Genomic DNA, 14,849 nt, shown 5'->3' with positions numbered 1-14,849 from the left:
AGCTCATCATGTGCCGGGGTTATGTTCAGGGGCGTGGGCATTTGGTCAGCAGCGCACCGTATGTCGCTTCGTCGATGTGCCCGACGCGCGCTGGGTCGCGCAGGTGGCCGTACGGATCGAACACTTCGCCGTCGAGGAACGCCTGCTCCGACGGCTTGTCCCCGGCGTCATATCCCTCGTCCTCGAGGCAGCGGCTCAGTTGGAGGAGTCCCCGGTACAGCGCTTTGTTCTGCTCCTCCGACAGCACCGGTGATTCGTCGTAGTTGAGGTCGGATTTGCAGGCCTCCTCCGCGACTCGGTAGGCGGACGCCTGCGATCCGTCCAGGGTGGCCTGAATGCTGTTGTCAGCCATTACCTCGACCTCCCAGCCGGCGTCGCCGAGACATTCCGCCATCGCTTCGGCGAAATTGGGGTCAGTCCCGCTGAGCTGGCCCGCCTGGTAGTCGATGGGTCCCACATCCTCGGCGGCGCAGCCGGAGAGGGTGGCGGCCGCGCAGAGCAGCACTACTGCGACGATTCGAAACTTACTGGTCATGGCTTCTCCATCGACGGGCGGGCTGACGCCAATTCGTCAGCCCACCCGTTGCGTTCCTGGTCAGACGCTGCAGCCCATTCCGCCGCTCTGCATCTGCGAGTAGTGGTTGACCGCACCCTTCTGAGCGTCCTCGTCGGCGCTGTTCAGGTAGTTGCGGACGTAGTTCGACTGCCCGGAGAACGTGCGCGAGGTGTACGTTCCGTTGCCCGCCCAGATCTCGAACATCGGCGAGCCGCCCTTGGTCGTCGCTTCGACGAACGCGTGCTGCGGCCAGTTGCAGTTCTTTGCTCCGTAGGTGATCGCGTTCGCGGCGACAGCGCCGGAAGCGACGATGCCGACGCTGAGAACGGCGGCCGCGAGAGAGATTGTGCGCTTTTTCATGAGTATTCCTAACACCACGATTCAGAACGATTGAAGGTGGGCGCCCGCTCGGAGGCTAACGCGCGGCAACCCTCTCCGGAAAGCACGGCGGGAAGAGTTCGTCCATTCGGACGAACGGTCCGTGAGCTTGCGTTTTCTGGGTTTAAAGTCGATGCCGTGCTGGCAGACGCCAGAGTCGTTCGGGGCCGACCGAGGGAGTAACGGCGATATGAGTGAGCGGCGTGGAGGCTCTCGTTGGGCGGCCCTCGCCGCGGCGACCGCCGCAGGGCTCGCCCTCGGCGCAGCGGGAGTCTGGGCCATCAGCACGGTGATCGTGCCCCCGACCGACCCTCTCGAGGACGCGCCTCACACTCTGGTGTCGGTCCAGACGGGGGACGTCGGGTCGAGCTTGAACGTCAACGCCACCGCCAGCTGGAGCTTGAGCGAGGCCGGCCGCAACCAAGCGGCTGGAGTGGTGACTGACATTCTCGTCACCGACGGCGCAGCGGTGCAGCAGGGCGACCCGCTGTACGCGGTCAACCTCCGGCCGGTAACGGCTGCAGCGGGACAGACACCTGCATTCCGAGAGCTCGCCCTCGGCACCGAGGGCCCGGACGTGCGACAGCTGCAGACCATGCTGAGCGACCTCGGGTACTACGGCGGCGCAGTCGACGGGAAGCTCGGCACCGGCACGGAGCGCGCGCTCCGCGCGTGGCAGAAAGCGGTCGGGTACCCCGTCACCGGGATCGTCTCCGTCGGGGACATCATCTTTGTTCCCGAGCTCCCCAGCCGGGTCGTCATCGACTCGAAGCTCGTGCAGCGTGGCAGTGTCCTCAGCGGTGGGGAGAACGTGCTCAGCACCCTCTCCCCCGCACCGACGTTCGCGTTGCCGATCACCGCCGCCCAGGCTGATCTGGTACCCGACGGCACACGAGTCGAACTCACCGCACCCGACGGGCTGACCTGGACCGGTCAGGCGCAGGGACGGCGCTCCGACCCCGCCCAACCCGATACGGTCACCGTGCTCCTAGCCTCGGCCGACGACTCTCCCATCTGCGCCGAGGCGTGCGCGAGCCTGAGCGCCACCGAGCAGTCCATCCTCCCCGCCCGCGTTGTCACCGTCCCCGCGGCCGAAGGGCTCACCGTGCCCACGAGCGCACTGTCGACGCAGCCGGACGGATCGACCCAGCTCGTTCTCGACACCGGCCAGCACGTCACCGTCACCGTGCTGTCCGCCGCGAGAGGTGTATCGCTGATCGAGGGCGTAGCCGAAGGAACGCTTGTACGTCTCCCCACGGTGGAGGACTGACATGCTGGAGGCGCGCGGAATCACCTTCGGCTATGTCCGCGGCGCGGCTCTGCTCGACGGGTGGTCTGCCGCATTCGAGACTGGTTCGCTCACGGCTCTGACCGGACCGTCCGGACGAGGAAAATCGACCCTCCTCTACCTCCTCGGCCTTATGCTCACCCCACGTGCAGGCGACATCCTCGTGCACGGGCGTTCGACACGCCGGGCCACCGACCACGAGCGAGCGCGGCTGCGGGCGGAGCAATTCGGTTTCGTGTTCCAGGACGCCGCCCTCGACGCCACCCGCAGCGTGCTCGACAACATCACAGAAGGCGCGCTCTACAGGGGCACGTCCCGCAGAGCCGCTGCCCACCGCGCGAGGGAACTGATGGACGAGTTCGGCGTGAACGTGACGCCGGAGCGTCGCCCAGGCCAGGTTTCCGGCGGGCAGGCACAACGCATCTCGCTGTGCCGGGCGTTGCTTGGGAATCCCGCCGTGATCCTCGCCGACGAGCCAACGGGGAACCTCGACCCCGCCAGCAGCGATGTCGTCGTTGCCGCGCTGCGCGCGCAAGCCCGTCGCGGGTGCACAGTAGTGGTGGTCACGCACTCCTCGGCGGTAGCGGATGAATGCGACGAGGTCGTGCAGCTGTGAACCGCGTGCTGCCGCTAGCGCGGGAGGCGCTCGCGTCGGCCCGGGCGCAGCCTGTTTCCTCAGTGCTGACGGCACTCATCGTCGCGGGGATGCTGCTCGCTGTCATGTTCACCACAGGTAGAACCGTCGGTGCTGAACAGCGGGTCCTCGCGACCCTGGACTCCGCGCAGACGCGGACGATACTCATCCGCGCCGATGATGGAGCGGGAGTCCGCACCGACGTTCTGAAGCGCATAGCCGCCCTGCAGCAGGTCGAATGGGCGGGAGCATTTGGTCGTGCGACCGACGGGGTGAACGCCGACCTGCCATCAGGCGAACGGGTTCCGGTCCGAGCCGTGTACACCGAGGACCTCGGTGCCCTGGGAATCCCGACGGCGCGCTCCACGAGCGGAACCCCGGACGTGTGGCTCTCCGCGGACGCAGCCCGCGAGCTCGGCTTGAGCGCATACGCGGGTGCGGTGCAGGTCGGCAAAGCCACCTGGGGGGTGGGCGGTGAGCTGGATGCCCCGACCTACTTGGACATCTTCGAGCCCCTCGCGCTGGCCCCGTCCGAGGACGGGAATGCGGACATCAGCGTGCTACTCATCGTCGCGACGGAGTCCCGGTACGTCAGCGCCGTCGCCGCGACGGTGTCGGACCTTCTCGCGCCCGAGGACCCCGGGAAGGTCTCGCTCGAGACATCGTCCGGGCTGACACAGTTGAAGGAGGTCATCCAAGGTCAGTTGGGGACCTTCTCACGGGGCCTGGTGCTCGCTCTGCTGGCCGTGACCGCCGTGCTCATCGGATCGGTGGTCTATGGTCTCGTGACTCTGCGGCGCCGCGACTTCGGACGACGACGTGCCCTGGGTGCCAGCCGGGCAGTCGTGGTGTGGTTGATCCTGGGCCAGACTTTCGCCCTGTCACTGCTCGGCGCCGCGATAGGGACCGCGCTGGCGTGGATTCTGCTGACGGTGTTGAGAGACCCGCTCCCGGACTGGTCCTTCACCGTCGCCGTGTCGGTGCTGCTGGTGTTGGCGGCGACGCTGTCGAGTCTGCTCCCAGCCGTCGTCGCCAGCAGGCGCGACCCCGTACGCGAGCTCCGGGTGCCCTGACACGCCAAGACGGTCATCCTCGACATCCCTGACATAGCGTCTACAGCCGGCGGCGGCACTCAGGTCATGAACAGGTGCTCGGGCCGCATGACGGCTGGCCGCTCGCGGAGCCGACATGCGGGCCGCACGCCAGATGGGAACCCGCCAGCATTACCGACCACGCGACCGGCCTGTCGTGCGAGCTACAGCTGTGGGAGAACGCGAGTTTCGACATTGCCGCCACCGGCATCTCCTACCTGGGTAAGACGACGCAGCCCACGTCGACGTGGAGGCTCGACGCCGTCACCGACCTGCTCTATCAGATCCTGCCAGGCCTGCGACAGACCCACTACGCAGACGATCCGTGGCGGAAGGGGCCTGCTCGCGCAGCCTTCCAGGCGCAGATGAAGACCAGCGCCACCGCCGGCGTCGCGGCCCTCTAATCGGCCTGGAGGAGCGGGGCCGATCCAGGCCCCGCTCCCCGTTCAGGATCGCAGCGCCCACACCGCCCCGGCACCCAGAGCAGCGGCTGCCGCAGCGAACCCCGTGAACGACAGACCCAGCCCACTCCACCCCTGGGTGAACCAGAAGGTGGCGAGGGAGACGCTGACCAAGGCGACGGCGGCCGACGCCGTGATCGCCAGCACCGCGGGAAGGGTCTTGATCTGCCGGCTCGCTCGCCACCGCACAGCATCCGGCCAAATCACAGCCAGAAGGCCGACCAGCACGGCCGCCGCTCCCGCGACGATGTAGATCAGTGCGAACGGCAGCACGCCGTTCGCACGGGCGGCCAGCCCCAGCGACACAGTCGCCCCACCCATACCCGCCAGAGCGAATCCGAGCCAGTAGCCCGACCTCGCCAGTGTGGCAACTCCCGACCACACCGCGGTCACCGACAGCACCAGAAACGACCAGCCGAAGCCTGGATCCTGGTGCCAGAGAGTGTCTGCCGCAGTGCCCGACAACGCCAGGCCGACCGCGATCATACCGACACCGGTGCCCCGACGCCGCGACTGGAGGACCAAGAACGCGAGCGCGCCGATCATCGCCGTCTGTATTGCGAAGAACGTCGCCAACGGCACCGAGTCGCGCATCAGCTCACGCACGATGAGACCGGCTCCTCCCCCCGCGACGGCGATGAGGGTCATCCCGATGACGGCGATCCCGGCACGGAACGCAACCTCCCGACCCCGGTCGCGCGCCGGGGCACTGCTCGACCACGATTTCGCCGCTGTGATCGCGAAGGCGGTCACGACCATCCAACCCCCCGCGAAAGCGAAAGACCACCCGCCGATCTCAGGAGGGTCGACCACGACGAGGACGGCGACGACGGCAGCAACGACCACGCCGACTACTACCAGGGTCACATTCGCCCGGACACGGAGGGCGTCGCGATGGGGCGCCGACCACGCTTCGATGACGTTCACCTTGACGACCACCACAGCGAAGACCGACAGCACGAGGACGAGGAGAACGACCCAGAGAGGGATGCCTTGGATCCATTGGGCGATTGCACTGATTCCCGCCACGATGAACCCCATTACCGAGGTCACCCATGACACGCGGCGTTGGGCGGCGGTAATTCCGGCGGGAGCCTCGGATTCAAGGACCGGTGCGTCCGTCAGCCTGTTCCGTACTGGTTTTTCGAGAGGCGTGCGAGGCGCGGTGCGCTTACGCGTCTTCTTCTTCGACTTTGGTGGGGGGAGCTCTTCGATTGCCATGGCCTGCCCTTCCGCGCTACCGCGCGATAGGAGCAAGGGCCCCGAGGGTCACGATCAGGTGTTGAACGGTTCCACTGACTCCCGGGGCCCTTCTCTACGAGGCCGACCCAGGTGCCGGGGGCCTGCAAGCCCGTATTCCGACGAGTCAGCCAGGGACGATTTCCCTTGGGTACACCCTGGCGGCTCGTGCGGGGATCGTCAACGGATGTGCGCGTGCGCACCGCGACTGGCGCACATCCGACACACCACAGAAGGGTGGTTGACCGGCGGGGTCAACGGGCCTAGCGTTGGCGGCATCGATTCCCGGGTCAGGATCAAACAATCTCTCCCAGATCGATGATCTCTACGAATGCCGGAGTGGCTGCAACCGCGATGGCGACGCTGGAAAGGCCGCGACTAGTCGCGGCCTTTCTTGCGCGCGCGCGAGTGTTGCGACGCCGGTCGACGCGTAACCGCGCGTCGACCGGCGAGGGCGACATCACTTGCAGAACTGCACCGAGATGTTGCTGATGCACTGGAAGTTGCTGACGGTGCTGGCGAAGATCTGGCTCTGCTGTCCGTCACGCTGATCGAGCGCCTGGAGGGAGAGGAGGTAACCCATGGGAATCACCTCCCCCCATCCACGCGAGCCGGCGACTGAGCCGACGAGCGAGCCCGGGGGGAAGCGAGGAACGGCAGCACCGGCAGCGGCTGCTCAGATGAAGGGGTTCCCGTGAGGTAGCGGTCTTCGTACGCGGAGAGTGCGGTCAGCACACCTGCGCTGCCTGTAGCGAGGTCGCACGACAAGCGGAGCAATCCGTGCCCGGGAAAGGACACCCCGTGGGCGCGCCGGATGGCATGCACGCCCAGAAGCTGGACTTGCCGCTCCACGCTCGCATGAGCCTCCTCGGCCGCGACGGTGCCCGCCATGCCAAGCAAGAGGTGGACGAGTCCCGAGCGGCCCTGAAGCAGACCCGGGTATGCGACGTAGGCCGATGTGGCCGCGCGGACTATCTGCGTGAGGAGCGCGTCCGAGCCCGCGCGCGGGCGTATCCGCTCGAGCTCGCTGAGAGCGAGACCGATGCCGGCTGAGCCGGTGCCGAGGTATGGAACGAGCCGCCAGCCCTCATCTACCTGCAGCGAACCGTCGGGGGCGTGCCGGCACGCCGCCAGGTCACGCTCAAGCGCACGTTCTGCGAACCGGAGATACTCCTCCGTACCCGTGCGCTCGAACAGCCGCAGTCCGAACATCGCGGCACCGGACCAACCGTGCATCAGGCCGGCCTGTCCCGTGGCCACGGTCCGACTGGCCGGACCCGCCGCCTCCAGCGACTGCATCAGCGCTTCGGCGACGCGTCGGCACGCCTGCAGCGATCCCGGGTCGTCACCGGTCTCGAGGAGGGTGATCCCGATGCCGGAACTCCCCCGGTAGATCCCGGGCCCCAGGCGGGTCGGGTCCGCCGATAGCAGGCGGTCACGAGCACGGGCGGCACCAGCGCAGTCGCCGAGCACGTGGCGGGTCCAGAGGATTCCCGCTACTCCATCCATGAGACCCATGGCGGGATCGGCGGCCGTGATCGACTGCTCTGCGGCAGCCTGGAACCACTCGGTCGAACCATCGGGCGCCTGCGCTCCGACGGCTTGCAACGCCAGGAGGACACCGCCCGCGCCATGGGCCAGTCCCGCAGGCGTCTCCGAGAATTGTGCAGGATCGCCCGGCCAGGCGCGGTCGAGCCTGTCGAGTGTGGCATCGCGCACGAGAGCTTCAGAGATCTCGCCGATGAGGACCGAAGGCTCCACGATCACGTCAGCAGCCGCCGAAACTGTCCCGGCCCGACGGCGGGCCGAGACGGCGGCGTACTGCAGCGCCTGCGTGACCTGGCTCACCCAGGAGTGATCTAGGTCGAACGTCTCGGCCGACCATCGTGCGAGGTCTTCTGCCTTGGCTCTGTCGAGGTTGATGAGCGGAGTCAACGGGGCGAACAGGGACAACTCCATGCAGGCGACCGCCCAGTGGTCGAGAGCGGCCCCTCCTCGTTCGTCCGGCGGGACGAAACCCGGCGCGCCGAGCAGGTGAGGCGTGTCATCCTCGATGGGCTGGGCCATCTCGAAGTCCAGGAGCACGACCTCCTCATCGTCGGTGATGAGCACGTTCCGTGGGTGCAGGTCACCGTGGCTGTATCCCGCTTTGTGCACGCGGGCGACCGCATCCTTCACTTTCCGCATGATGGAGAGTGCCCATCTCCGGTACGCATGGATGTCACTGGCCGCAGGGCGGCTCCGGATGAGCGGGTAGCGCTCAAACGATGCGTCCTGAAGCGTTCGCCCGCTGATGCGGCTCATGGCAAGGAAACGGTGTCCGAGCACCTCCCTCTCCCCCCGGAGATTCACCACGCAGGCCAGGTGAGACAGATCCCGGAGCGTCTGCGCCTCACGGCGCAGCCGCGTGATCGCATCCGCCCCGTCAGGGGTCAGGCCCGAATGCGGGCGAGCTTCTTTCAGCACGATTTCCGAACCGTCGGACTCGACGGCCTCGTAGACCCCGCCGGCGTTGGAATGGTGCAGGGCCCGGACGATAGTAGGAAAACCATCGGGTATCGGTTCCGACTCGAGCGCTTTCCGCTGGGCCTTGATGAACGGCGGGGTCGCGACCCACTCCGGCACCACGAACTGCGGTGACCTGATATCCGGGACGAGCTGTCCGTCCGTACGACGCAGGGCGAGCGTTGGGACGCCGTCCACGTCGACGGTCTGGCGTATGAAAGCCCCGTATCGGACGTGCACGGGGCCGCGATTCCAGCGCAGGTCGGACAGGATGTACGGTCCCGGCAGGTGGGCGAGGGCCTCGTCCAGACCGACCAGTACGCTCTCGAGCCGGCTACCGGGCGGATAGATGGTGACGAACTTGCCGGCGGCAGATCGGTCTGCGTCCTTGCCGTTGACTGAGTGCAGCGTGCCGATGGTGGAGAGATGTTTGAAGGAAAGGCCGCGTGCGTGGCAGAAGGTGGACACCCGCTCCAACGCTTCGCCAGCGCTGGAGGGTGTCGCGCTGATATGCACCTTCCAGCCCTGTTCCGGCAGCACCGAGCTGGGCGCGCCCCAGTGTGTCCACGGCCCCTCGGTCAGCGTCGACCAGGACGACCAGTCAGCCGCCTTGGTCGGTCTGAGTAGCACTTCATCGTCGGATCGAACCGCCGGCCTGTCGTAGAAGACAGGGTGGGCACGCGCGTAACGCGGATAGATCGGATCCACTGCTCCCCCGAATGTGCGCGACAAACTCGGGATGTCGGCACCGGGAAGCAATTGTCAGCGCGAGCGATACGCGCCGGTGGTCACAACAGGTGAGAGTCGGTGTCGCCAGCTGTGGCGTCGCTCGCGCTTTTCCCGCCCTGACGGCGTGATTTCGGGAGGGGGGCGTAAGGGAGCGCGTCAGCCGGACGTCAACCCCCGCCGGAGTAGTTCATCCTTTCGGACTAGATCTGCTTGTTCTGCAGCCCGTTCTTGATACCCCACAACGCCAGCTGTGTACGATCTGCGACCTTCAGCTTCCGCATGGCAGTCGCAGCATGGCTGCGCACGGTGTTCACCGACAGGCTGAGAGCTCGGGCGACATCCTCGTTACTCGTGACACCGCGACTCAGTAGCGCCACGACGCGCGTCTCCGCAGGCGAGAGGCGTTGGACCTCTTCGAGGTTCGCTGGTGCGGGGCGACGTCGCGCCAGCTCGAGCAGTACTCGTGGCGTCATCCGGGAGGAGATCGTCGCGGTGCCTTGCGCTGCACCGCGGATGACCTGAACGAGCTGGTCCGTGTCATGGCTTTTCAGTAGGTAGCCGGTGGCGCCGGCGTCGATGGCGTCCACCACGAACGCATCCGATGCCTCGCTGGTGATGAGCACCACCTTCGGGAGCGGGGTCATGCTTTGCATCATGGCGCGCGTCGTGGCGATGCCGTCCATCCCGGGCATGTGCAGATCCATGAGGACGACTTCGGCGCGTTCAGCGCCTGCGACGGCGAGCGCGTCGGCACCCGACCCAGCCTCACCAACCACGATGATCCCGGGTGCGTGTTGCAGCCTCAGCCGCAATCCCCGCCGGACGACCTTATTGTCGTCGACAATGAGGACACGGATCTGGGGCGCGGTCATGGGGTTGTCCCCGGGCCGGAAGGGGTGAACAGCGGAATATCTATCGTCACGAGCCACCCCTCTTCCTTCGTCGCGGAGGCGGTCATCCTCCCACCCAGAAGAGCCAGCTTGTCCTTCATGTTCGCCAGCCCCCATCCGAGTCCGAGGTTCGATCCGGATGCCTCACGCTCGGCTCCGCTGGGTCCGTTGACGACTGTGGCTCGCAACGAACCAGGGGTGATGACGACATCGACGGCGTTGGTGGCGCCGGGGGCGTGCTTGGCACTGTTGGTCAATGCCTCCTGGATCGCGCGGTACGCCGCGGTGGAGACGGCGGCGGGCAGGTCATCCGCATCCCCCTGGACCTCAGCTACCAGCCGCATTCCACGCGTCGACCAGTAGGAGATCAGCTCCGGCAGTGTCGCGATATCGGGTGTGCGTTCGACGCTGCTGTGGTCGACCGCGTCCAGGTCCCGAAGCGCGGCGTAGAGACTGGCGGAGGCGAACCTCCCCTCGCTCCTCATGTCGGCAATGAGCTCGACGGCCTGCCGCGTGTCGCGGATTTGGATCTCGACGGCGGCGTCGGCGAGGGAGAGCATGCCGGCAAGGTGCTGGCCCGCCACGTCGTGGAGCTCGCGTGCGATACGACCGCGTTCCTGGGTCCGGGCGTGCTCGATCTTGTGCTCCAGCTCTCTCGCCGCGAGGGCGGCCGCTTCCTCGGCAGCCTGGACGCGGCGCGACCGACGAGCCCACCAGATGCCGAGCGCTGTGGCACCGGCTACGGGAGCGACGAAAGTAATCGTGCTCTGAAGCAGGAAAGCCCAAATCACACCGAGGGACGCGCCTGTGGAAAGGGACCATCCGAACACGCCCCCCACGGCGACGACGATCACGACGGCGAGAACTGCGAGGGTCTTGACGGTCGGCCCCTGCGCGGCTGCGAGGAACATGGCGACGGCGACGACGAACGGCATCGAAGCCACCCAGTTGGGCACCTCCAGCGCTGCGACAACCGCGACGTATGCGAGAACCGTTCCCATCGCGGCGATGCCCGGTCGTGTTCCACTGAGCAGGAGTGCAGCGGATTGGGCTGCGCACGCGAGGACAGCGCAGACGACGACGACCCCTAGGGGGACGGGGTACTCCCACGGGGTCCCGTCGATGACGACAGCCAAGGGGTTGGACAGCACCTGCAGCGAGGTGGTGATGAAGACGATGAGCGCGAACGCAAGTAGAGCGCGCCGGCTGTCGAGAACACGTTGCATCGACGTCGGCCGCAGGACCTCCATCGTTCGGTCACTCGCTTGCCGCCCCTGTTCGGCCACCCCTACGTCCATCTGAACTCCTCCCCGGCGAGCAGAGGGCACCGCCGAAGCGCGCGCCCGGTCGCCCATCCCCCGTCGACTGACAATCATCTCGCGTCCGCCCCGCAGCAGGGCACGGGGACCAGCGGTCTCAGTCGTCCGGGGCTGCGGAACTCGCTGGCAGGAGCTCGTGTGGACTGAGCCCGAACGCATCGGCGATGCGATACAGGGTGGTCATCCGGGGGTTGGAGGCCGGACCGTCGACCTTGGACGTGTTCCGGCCCGCTTCGATCAGCTGCACGTGGTTCTGCGTGAGCCCGACCAGGTGAGCGAGTTGCTCCTGCGTCAGACTGCTCTGCGTCCGCAGCTGCCGGACCCGGGCTCCAAACTGCTGCGCCTCAAGCCGACTCCACACCACTTCTATATGGTGTGAGCGCGAACGTAGGCTGTCGACCATACATATCGGGATTCTTGTCGGTCCTATAGGTCGGGGCTGAGGACATCCATCAGGAGTGCGGCGGTGCCTGACGACGTGTACACGGAACATCTCCTCGGGGATGTGATTGCATCGGCAGATGAGCGACATCGACCTGGATCGCCTGCCTAGCGGGGTACGTGGATGGAACGCGTTCGTCCAGTGGGCGGCCGCTGGCGACGACCGGTTAGAGAGGTATTTCCTTGAGCTGAAGTCGGATGTCGATCTCAACACGAGACACGGCCAGCACAAGGTCGCCAAATTCATCCTCGCCGCCGCCAATCGAGACCCAGCCCGCGCCGCGCGCCGGCTTGGGGGGTACGCGGTCATGCTGCTCGGCGTCGGGGCAGGGCGGATTACCGGAATTTCCGGCTTCGAAGCCAAGGACCTCGAACGCGAGATCCGGAAGCTCGCGGGAGCGGAGGGACCCGGTTGGGATTATGAGCAGATTCCTGTGGACGCTGAACGCGATGTCATCGCCGTTGTTGTCGACCCACCCACCGGCGAAGTCTGGCCGAGCCACGCAGACGGCGACGGCGTGAAGAACGGCGATGTCTACCTGCGCGGTGACGGAGACACACGAAAGGCAACCGGGGCCGAGATCGCCGCCATGCTGAAACGCCCGACTCCCACATCGGGGTTGCCGCCTATCGGCGTGCGGCTCGAGGGCGAGGCGCTCGCGCTGGCTCTCGACGATGACGCCCTGCGCGCATGGGTGCAGGACACAGCCGACGACTACTTCGACGAGATGCACGCGAGCTCTTCCCGTGCGCGGTATGGGCTGGGCGTGACCATGGAGCGTCGTACGGCGGAGGCGTTCGACCGTGAAGTCGAGCAATGGCGCGAGCGCTCTCTGGCCGCTCCGTCCACGGGCGTGCACGAGATCGCCGGGCGATTCGGTGCGGGAGTGCGCCTGGGCGTGATCAACCCCTCTCGACAGCCCCTGCGCGAGGTGCGCGTGGACGTCTACGTCGATGACGCCACGGCCGTCCCGTGGGAGGAAAGGCGAGATGGCGAGGACATCGAGATCTTCCCAGACCGCCCCCTTGCTTGGGGCAAGGACAGCATGCTCTTCGGCGGGACCTACACGCCCCGCTACGTGCCTTCCCGCCCCGCGGACCGGACGATGGAGATTGTCCGAGCGAAGCCCGCACACCTGGCCTTCACCATCGATCTCCTTCGGCCGTTGGAGGAAGTAGTCAGTGAAGACGTCGACGCCGTTCTCTTCATCCCGGTCTCAGGCGAGCGGAGTACTTCGCTACCTGTGCGCTGGACTCTGAGTTCCGGTGACATCCCCGACCTTCTGGAAGGTGAGGCTAATCTGTCGGTGCAGTTCATGGATCTGACCTACCTGGGTGCAGTCAGCGAAGGTGACGACTGACCAGCGCGCGTTGAGGAGACCTCGGCTTCGAGGAGCCGAGCTCTGCTCGGCTCTGGCAGTCCGCCTCTCGGGGCATCCGCCGCGCCCGGGCTGCGGCGCGTCTCCTCCCCGGCGCCACGCTCAAGAAGGACCCAAACGTCGCGTGCGGAGCGGGTTCGACTGCGCGGGCCGCAGCGCCCGGCTCCGGTCAGGGGTCGTTACGAGTTGTACGCCTTCACGCTCACGTGGTGTACGACGAAGCGGTTGTTGGCATTGTCCAGGGCGAAGTGGATCCGGCCGCACTTGTTGGGTGCGACGGCATCGCGCACTTTCACGTGAGGCGTACCGTCCAGGTCGTGTACCTCCTCGAAGTCGAAGGAGTGCAACCAACGCATCTCCTTCCGTTTGAATTCGGTGATGGCCTTGTCCGTCATCGCGACGATGAGGTCATGCTCTGACCTGAACCAGTCGTCGAGATGGGGCATCTGGCCGGGAGGGCGGCTGTAGAGGTCGAGTGCGGCGCGAGCGAGGCTGGTGAGCTTCTGCGTCATGTCCTCCGGGTCGGGGTAGGGGCTGCTCGCCCAGGATCGATGCGCGTTCTCGGTGAAGACGATGTGGTCGGACGCTGCGTCCGTCAGAGCGTCGAACGTGTCGGACGGGCTCCGCTTGGCCTTCAGCGGTGGAATCGCCGCCCACGGGTCCGTCTCCGTTTCGTCCGAGGTGGCGACGACGCCCTCGTACGCCTGACGCCACGATTTGACCTCGGCGCGAAGTCGCTGGATCTCGACATCCGCGGCCTTCAGCCGGGTATCCGCTTCGTCGGCCCTCTGGTGGGCGTCCTCGCTGATCTCCTCCCACTCCCGACTGGATATCTCCAGGACGTCGATCTTTCCCCGGAGCGCGTCCAGCTCTGCTTGGGTGTCGCGACGGCCCTGCGCGTTCTCCGCGCGCTCCGTGAGGGCGCGCAGTCGGATCTGATCCGCAGCGCCACGAGCGGCTTCCCACACGCGGTCGCGCCCATGGACGAGCGCAGCGAGCCCGCCGAGCAGGGTCGAGAGGTGCCGCAATACGGAGTCAGCCCCGAGCGCGTTGATCTGTTCCGCGTCCAGCGCGTACCCGGTCCGTTCGAGTCCCGGCCACAGCAGAGCCATCCCCCCGAAGGGGACACGGACGTGGGGGAACGCTGCGGTCACCGCGCGTGACGTGGCGTAGTTCAGGGTGACGGTGCTCACCAGCCCGAGCAGGCGCCGCGAGGTCTGTCTCGCCAGCTCCCACGTCTCAGGCGAGCGCACGTGCACCAGCAACGTGGGCAGCCGTTTGACCGTCGGGAGAGCTTCGTTGAGGGCGAGCGCCTCGGCAGCGTTCCGGATCTGCAGATATCGCCCCTGCACCGTCTGCCCGAAGACCGAGAGGCGCAAGTGCTCATCCATGTCGAGGGTCCTCAGGACGCGCGGCTGGTAGACCGGGGTACTTGAAACGGGCACGAGCGCGTCACCGGTGGCGACGCGGCCGATCCCCGCGCGGAAGCGGGTGTGGCCGTCCTGTTCCACGACCGTGACCCGGGTGGTGAGTTGCAACCCGCCGGCTTCATCGCTTTGATGCACGCGAACGAGGAGACCTTTGGCGCCGTCTCGGACGACCTCGCTCTCGCCGGTTCGCTCGATGGCACGTCCTCCCGCCCGCCCCGGAGCGAGCGACTGACGTCCGCCGTCGAGAAGGAATCCGTCGTCGAGAGGATGCTGCTCGTCGCTCAACCAACCGCCGACGTGGTCGCGCACGCGCTCGAATGCATCAGGCCCCTCGACATCGAGGTTGACCACGTAGAGAAGCTGCACACCCACCCCTTCCGGAACCGCGCCACCGTCGTGACGCGTGCGTCGATTGTGCACCGGTTGAACGTCGGCAGCACCCCGATGAGCCCACTCCACCCCGTCGGGCTCGGTGCGCCTGCCGTCGCGCACTCGAATCCGAAGGGGTG

The 14,849-nt window shown here is 66.8% G+C and carries 14 protein-coding genes; 5 read left to right on the top strand and 9 right to left on the bottom strand.

The genetic code is table 11. The features are described 5' to 3' along the window. Positions 1–25: 25 nt before the first annotated feature. Positions 26–535: a hypothetical protein gene (locus Q9R20_RS06350; RefSeq protein WP_311248540.1), complete on the bottom strand. Its 510-nt coding sequence runs from the start codon at positions 533–535 to the stop codon at positions 26–28. Positions 536–595: 60 nt separating this feature from the next. Continuing rightward, complete coding sequence (locus tag Q9R20_RS06345) at positions 596–916, bottom strand: hypothetical protein (RefSeq protein ID WP_311248539.1); 321 nt, start codon at positions 914–916, stop codon at positions 596–598. Between the two features lie 208 nt (positions 917–1,124). On the opposite strand from Q9R20_RS06345, the gene Q9R20_RS06340 reads away from it, so the two are divergent. The 4 genes from Q9R20_RS06340 (at position 1,125) to Q9R20_RS06325 (ending at position 4,351) form a co-directional block, all read left to right on the top strand. Beyond that, entirely contained in the window at positions 1,125–2,204 is a 1,080-nt protein-coding gene (locus Q9R20_RS06340; RefSeq protein WP_311248538.1) for a peptidoglycan-binding domain-containing protein, read from the top strand. A gap of 1 nt (position 2,205) precedes the next feature. After that, positions 2,206–2,838 (top strand): ATP-binding cassette domain-containing protein, encoded by a 633-nt coding sequence (locus Q9R20_RS06335; RefSeq protein ID WP_311248537.1) that lies wholly within the window; start codon positions 2,206–2,208, stop codon positions 2,836–2,838. Between the two features lie 62 nt (positions 2,839–2,900). After that, complete coding sequence (locus tag Q9R20_RS06330; RefSeq protein WP_311248536.1) at positions 2,901–3,929, top strand: FtsX-like permease family protein; 1,029 nt, start codon at positions 2,901–2,903, stop codon at positions 3,927–3,929. A gap of 74 nt (positions 3,930–4,003) precedes the next feature. Next, positions 4,004–4,351, top strand: a complete 348-nt coding sequence (locus Q9R20_RS06325) for a hypothetical protein (protein ID WP_311248535.1) — start codon at positions 4,004–4,006, stop codon at positions 4,349–4,351. A 42-nt stretch (positions 4,352–4,393) separates the two neighbouring features. On the opposite strand, the gene Q9R20_RS06320 is transcribed toward Q9R20_RS06325, so the two are convergent. The 6 genes from Q9R20_RS06320 to Q9R20_RS06295 form a co-directional block, all read right to left on the bottom strand. After that, positions 4,394–5,629, bottom strand: coding sequence for a hypothetical protein (locus Q9R20_RS06320; RefSeq protein ID WP_311248534.1), 1,236 nt, complete (start codon positions 5,627–5,629; stop codon positions 4,394–4,396). 478 nt (positions 5,630–6,107) lie between these two features. After that, entirely contained in the window at positions 6,108–6,230 is a 123-nt protein-coding gene (locus tag Q9R20_RS06315) for a hypothetical protein (protein WP_311248533.1), read from the bottom strand. 5 nt (positions 6,231–6,235) lie between these two features. Beyond that, positions 6,236–8,860, bottom strand: coding sequence for a class III lanthionine synthetase LanKC (lanKC, locus tag Q9R20_RS06310; protein ID WP_311248532.1), 2,625 nt, complete (start codon positions 8,858–8,860; stop codon positions 6,236–6,238). A gap of 221 nt (positions 8,861–9,081) precedes the next feature. Continuing rightward, positions 9,082–9,753 (bottom strand): response regulator transcription factor, encoded by a 672-nt coding sequence (locus Q9R20_RS06305; RefSeq protein WP_311248531.1) that lies wholly within the window; start codon positions 9,751–9,753, stop codon positions 9,082–9,084. Further along, positions 9,750–11,069, bottom strand: coding sequence for a histidine kinase (locus Q9R20_RS06300; RefSeq protein ID WP_311248530.1), 1,320 nt, complete (start codon positions 11,067–11,069; stop codon positions 9,750–9,752). Before Q9R20_RS06300 ends, Q9R20_RS06305 begins: the two co-directional genes overlap by 4 nt. Before the next feature lie 118 nt (positions 11,070–11,187). Then, positions 11,188–11,493: a helix-turn-helix transcriptional regulator gene (locus Q9R20_RS06295; protein WP_311248529.1), complete on the bottom strand. Its 306-nt coding sequence runs from the start codon at positions 11,491–11,493 to the stop codon at positions 11,188–11,190. A gap of 118 nt (positions 11,494–11,611) precedes the next feature. Here Q9R20_RS06295 and Q9R20_RS06290 point away from each other — a divergent pair, with 118 nt between their 5' ends. Next, positions 11,612–12,892, top strand: coding sequence for a hypothetical protein (locus tag Q9R20_RS06290; RefSeq protein ID WP_311248528.1), 1,281 nt, complete (start codon positions 11,612–11,614; stop codon positions 12,890–12,892). Positions 12,893–13,089: 197 nt separating this feature from the next. Here Q9R20_RS06290 and Q9R20_RS06285 read toward each other — a convergent pair whose 3' ends face one another. Further along, positions 13,090–14,706: a hypothetical protein gene (locus tag Q9R20_RS06285; protein WP_311248527.1), complete on the bottom strand. Its 1,617-nt coding sequence runs from the start codon at positions 14,704–14,706 to the stop codon at positions 13,090–13,092. Positions 14,707–14,849 lie beyond the last annotated feature (143 nt).

Origin of the sequence: Microbacterium sp. PRF11 (genome assembly GCF_031844085.1) — a bacterium.
Lineage (GTDB): Bacteria > Actinomycetota > Actinomycetes > Actinomycetales > Microbacteriaceae > Microbacterium.
This window is presented reverse-complemented; position numbering and strand designations above follow the sequence as displayed.

Coding starts and splice junctions, on each gene's coding strand:
- Q9R20_RS06350 (WP_311248540.1), bottom strand. CDS start 535: ATGACCAGTAAGTTTCGAATCGTCGCAGTAGTGCTGCTCTGCGCGGCC.
- Q9R20_RS06345 (WP_311248539.1), bottom strand. CDS start 916: ATGAAAAAGCGCACAATCTCTCTCGCGGCCGCCGTTCTCAGCGTCGGC.
- Q9R20_RS06340 (WP_311248538.1), top strand. CDS start 1,125: ATGAGTGAGCGGCGTGGAGGCTCTCGTTGGGCGGCCCTCGCCGCGGCG.
- Q9R20_RS06335 (WP_311248537.1), top strand. CDS start 2,206: ATGCTGGAGGCGCGCGGAATCACCTTCGGCTATGTCCGCGGCGCGGCT.
- Q9R20_RS06320 (WP_311248534.1), bottom strand. CDS start 5,629: ATGGCAATCGAAGAGCTCCCCCCACCAAAGTCGAAGAAGAAGACGCGT.
- Q9R20_RS06315 (WP_311248533.1), bottom strand. CDS start 6,230: ATGGGTTACCTCCTCTCCCTCCAGGCGCTCGATCAGCGTGACGGACAG.
- Q9R20_RS06305 (WP_311248531.1), bottom strand. CDS start 9,753: ATGACCGCGCCCCAGATCCGTGTCCTCATTGTCGACGACAATAAGGTC.
- Q9R20_RS06300 (WP_311248530.1), bottom strand. CDS start 11,069: ATGGACGTAGGGGTGGCCGAACAGGGGCGGCAAGCGAGTGACCGAACG.
- Q9R20_RS06295 (WP_311248529.1), bottom strand. CDS start 11,493: ATGGTCGACAGCCTACGTTCGCGCTCACACCATATAGAAGTGGTGTGG.
- Q9R20_RS06290 (WP_311248528.1), top strand. CDS start 11,612: ATGAGCGACATCGACCTGGATCGCCTGCCTAGCGGGGTACGTGGATGG.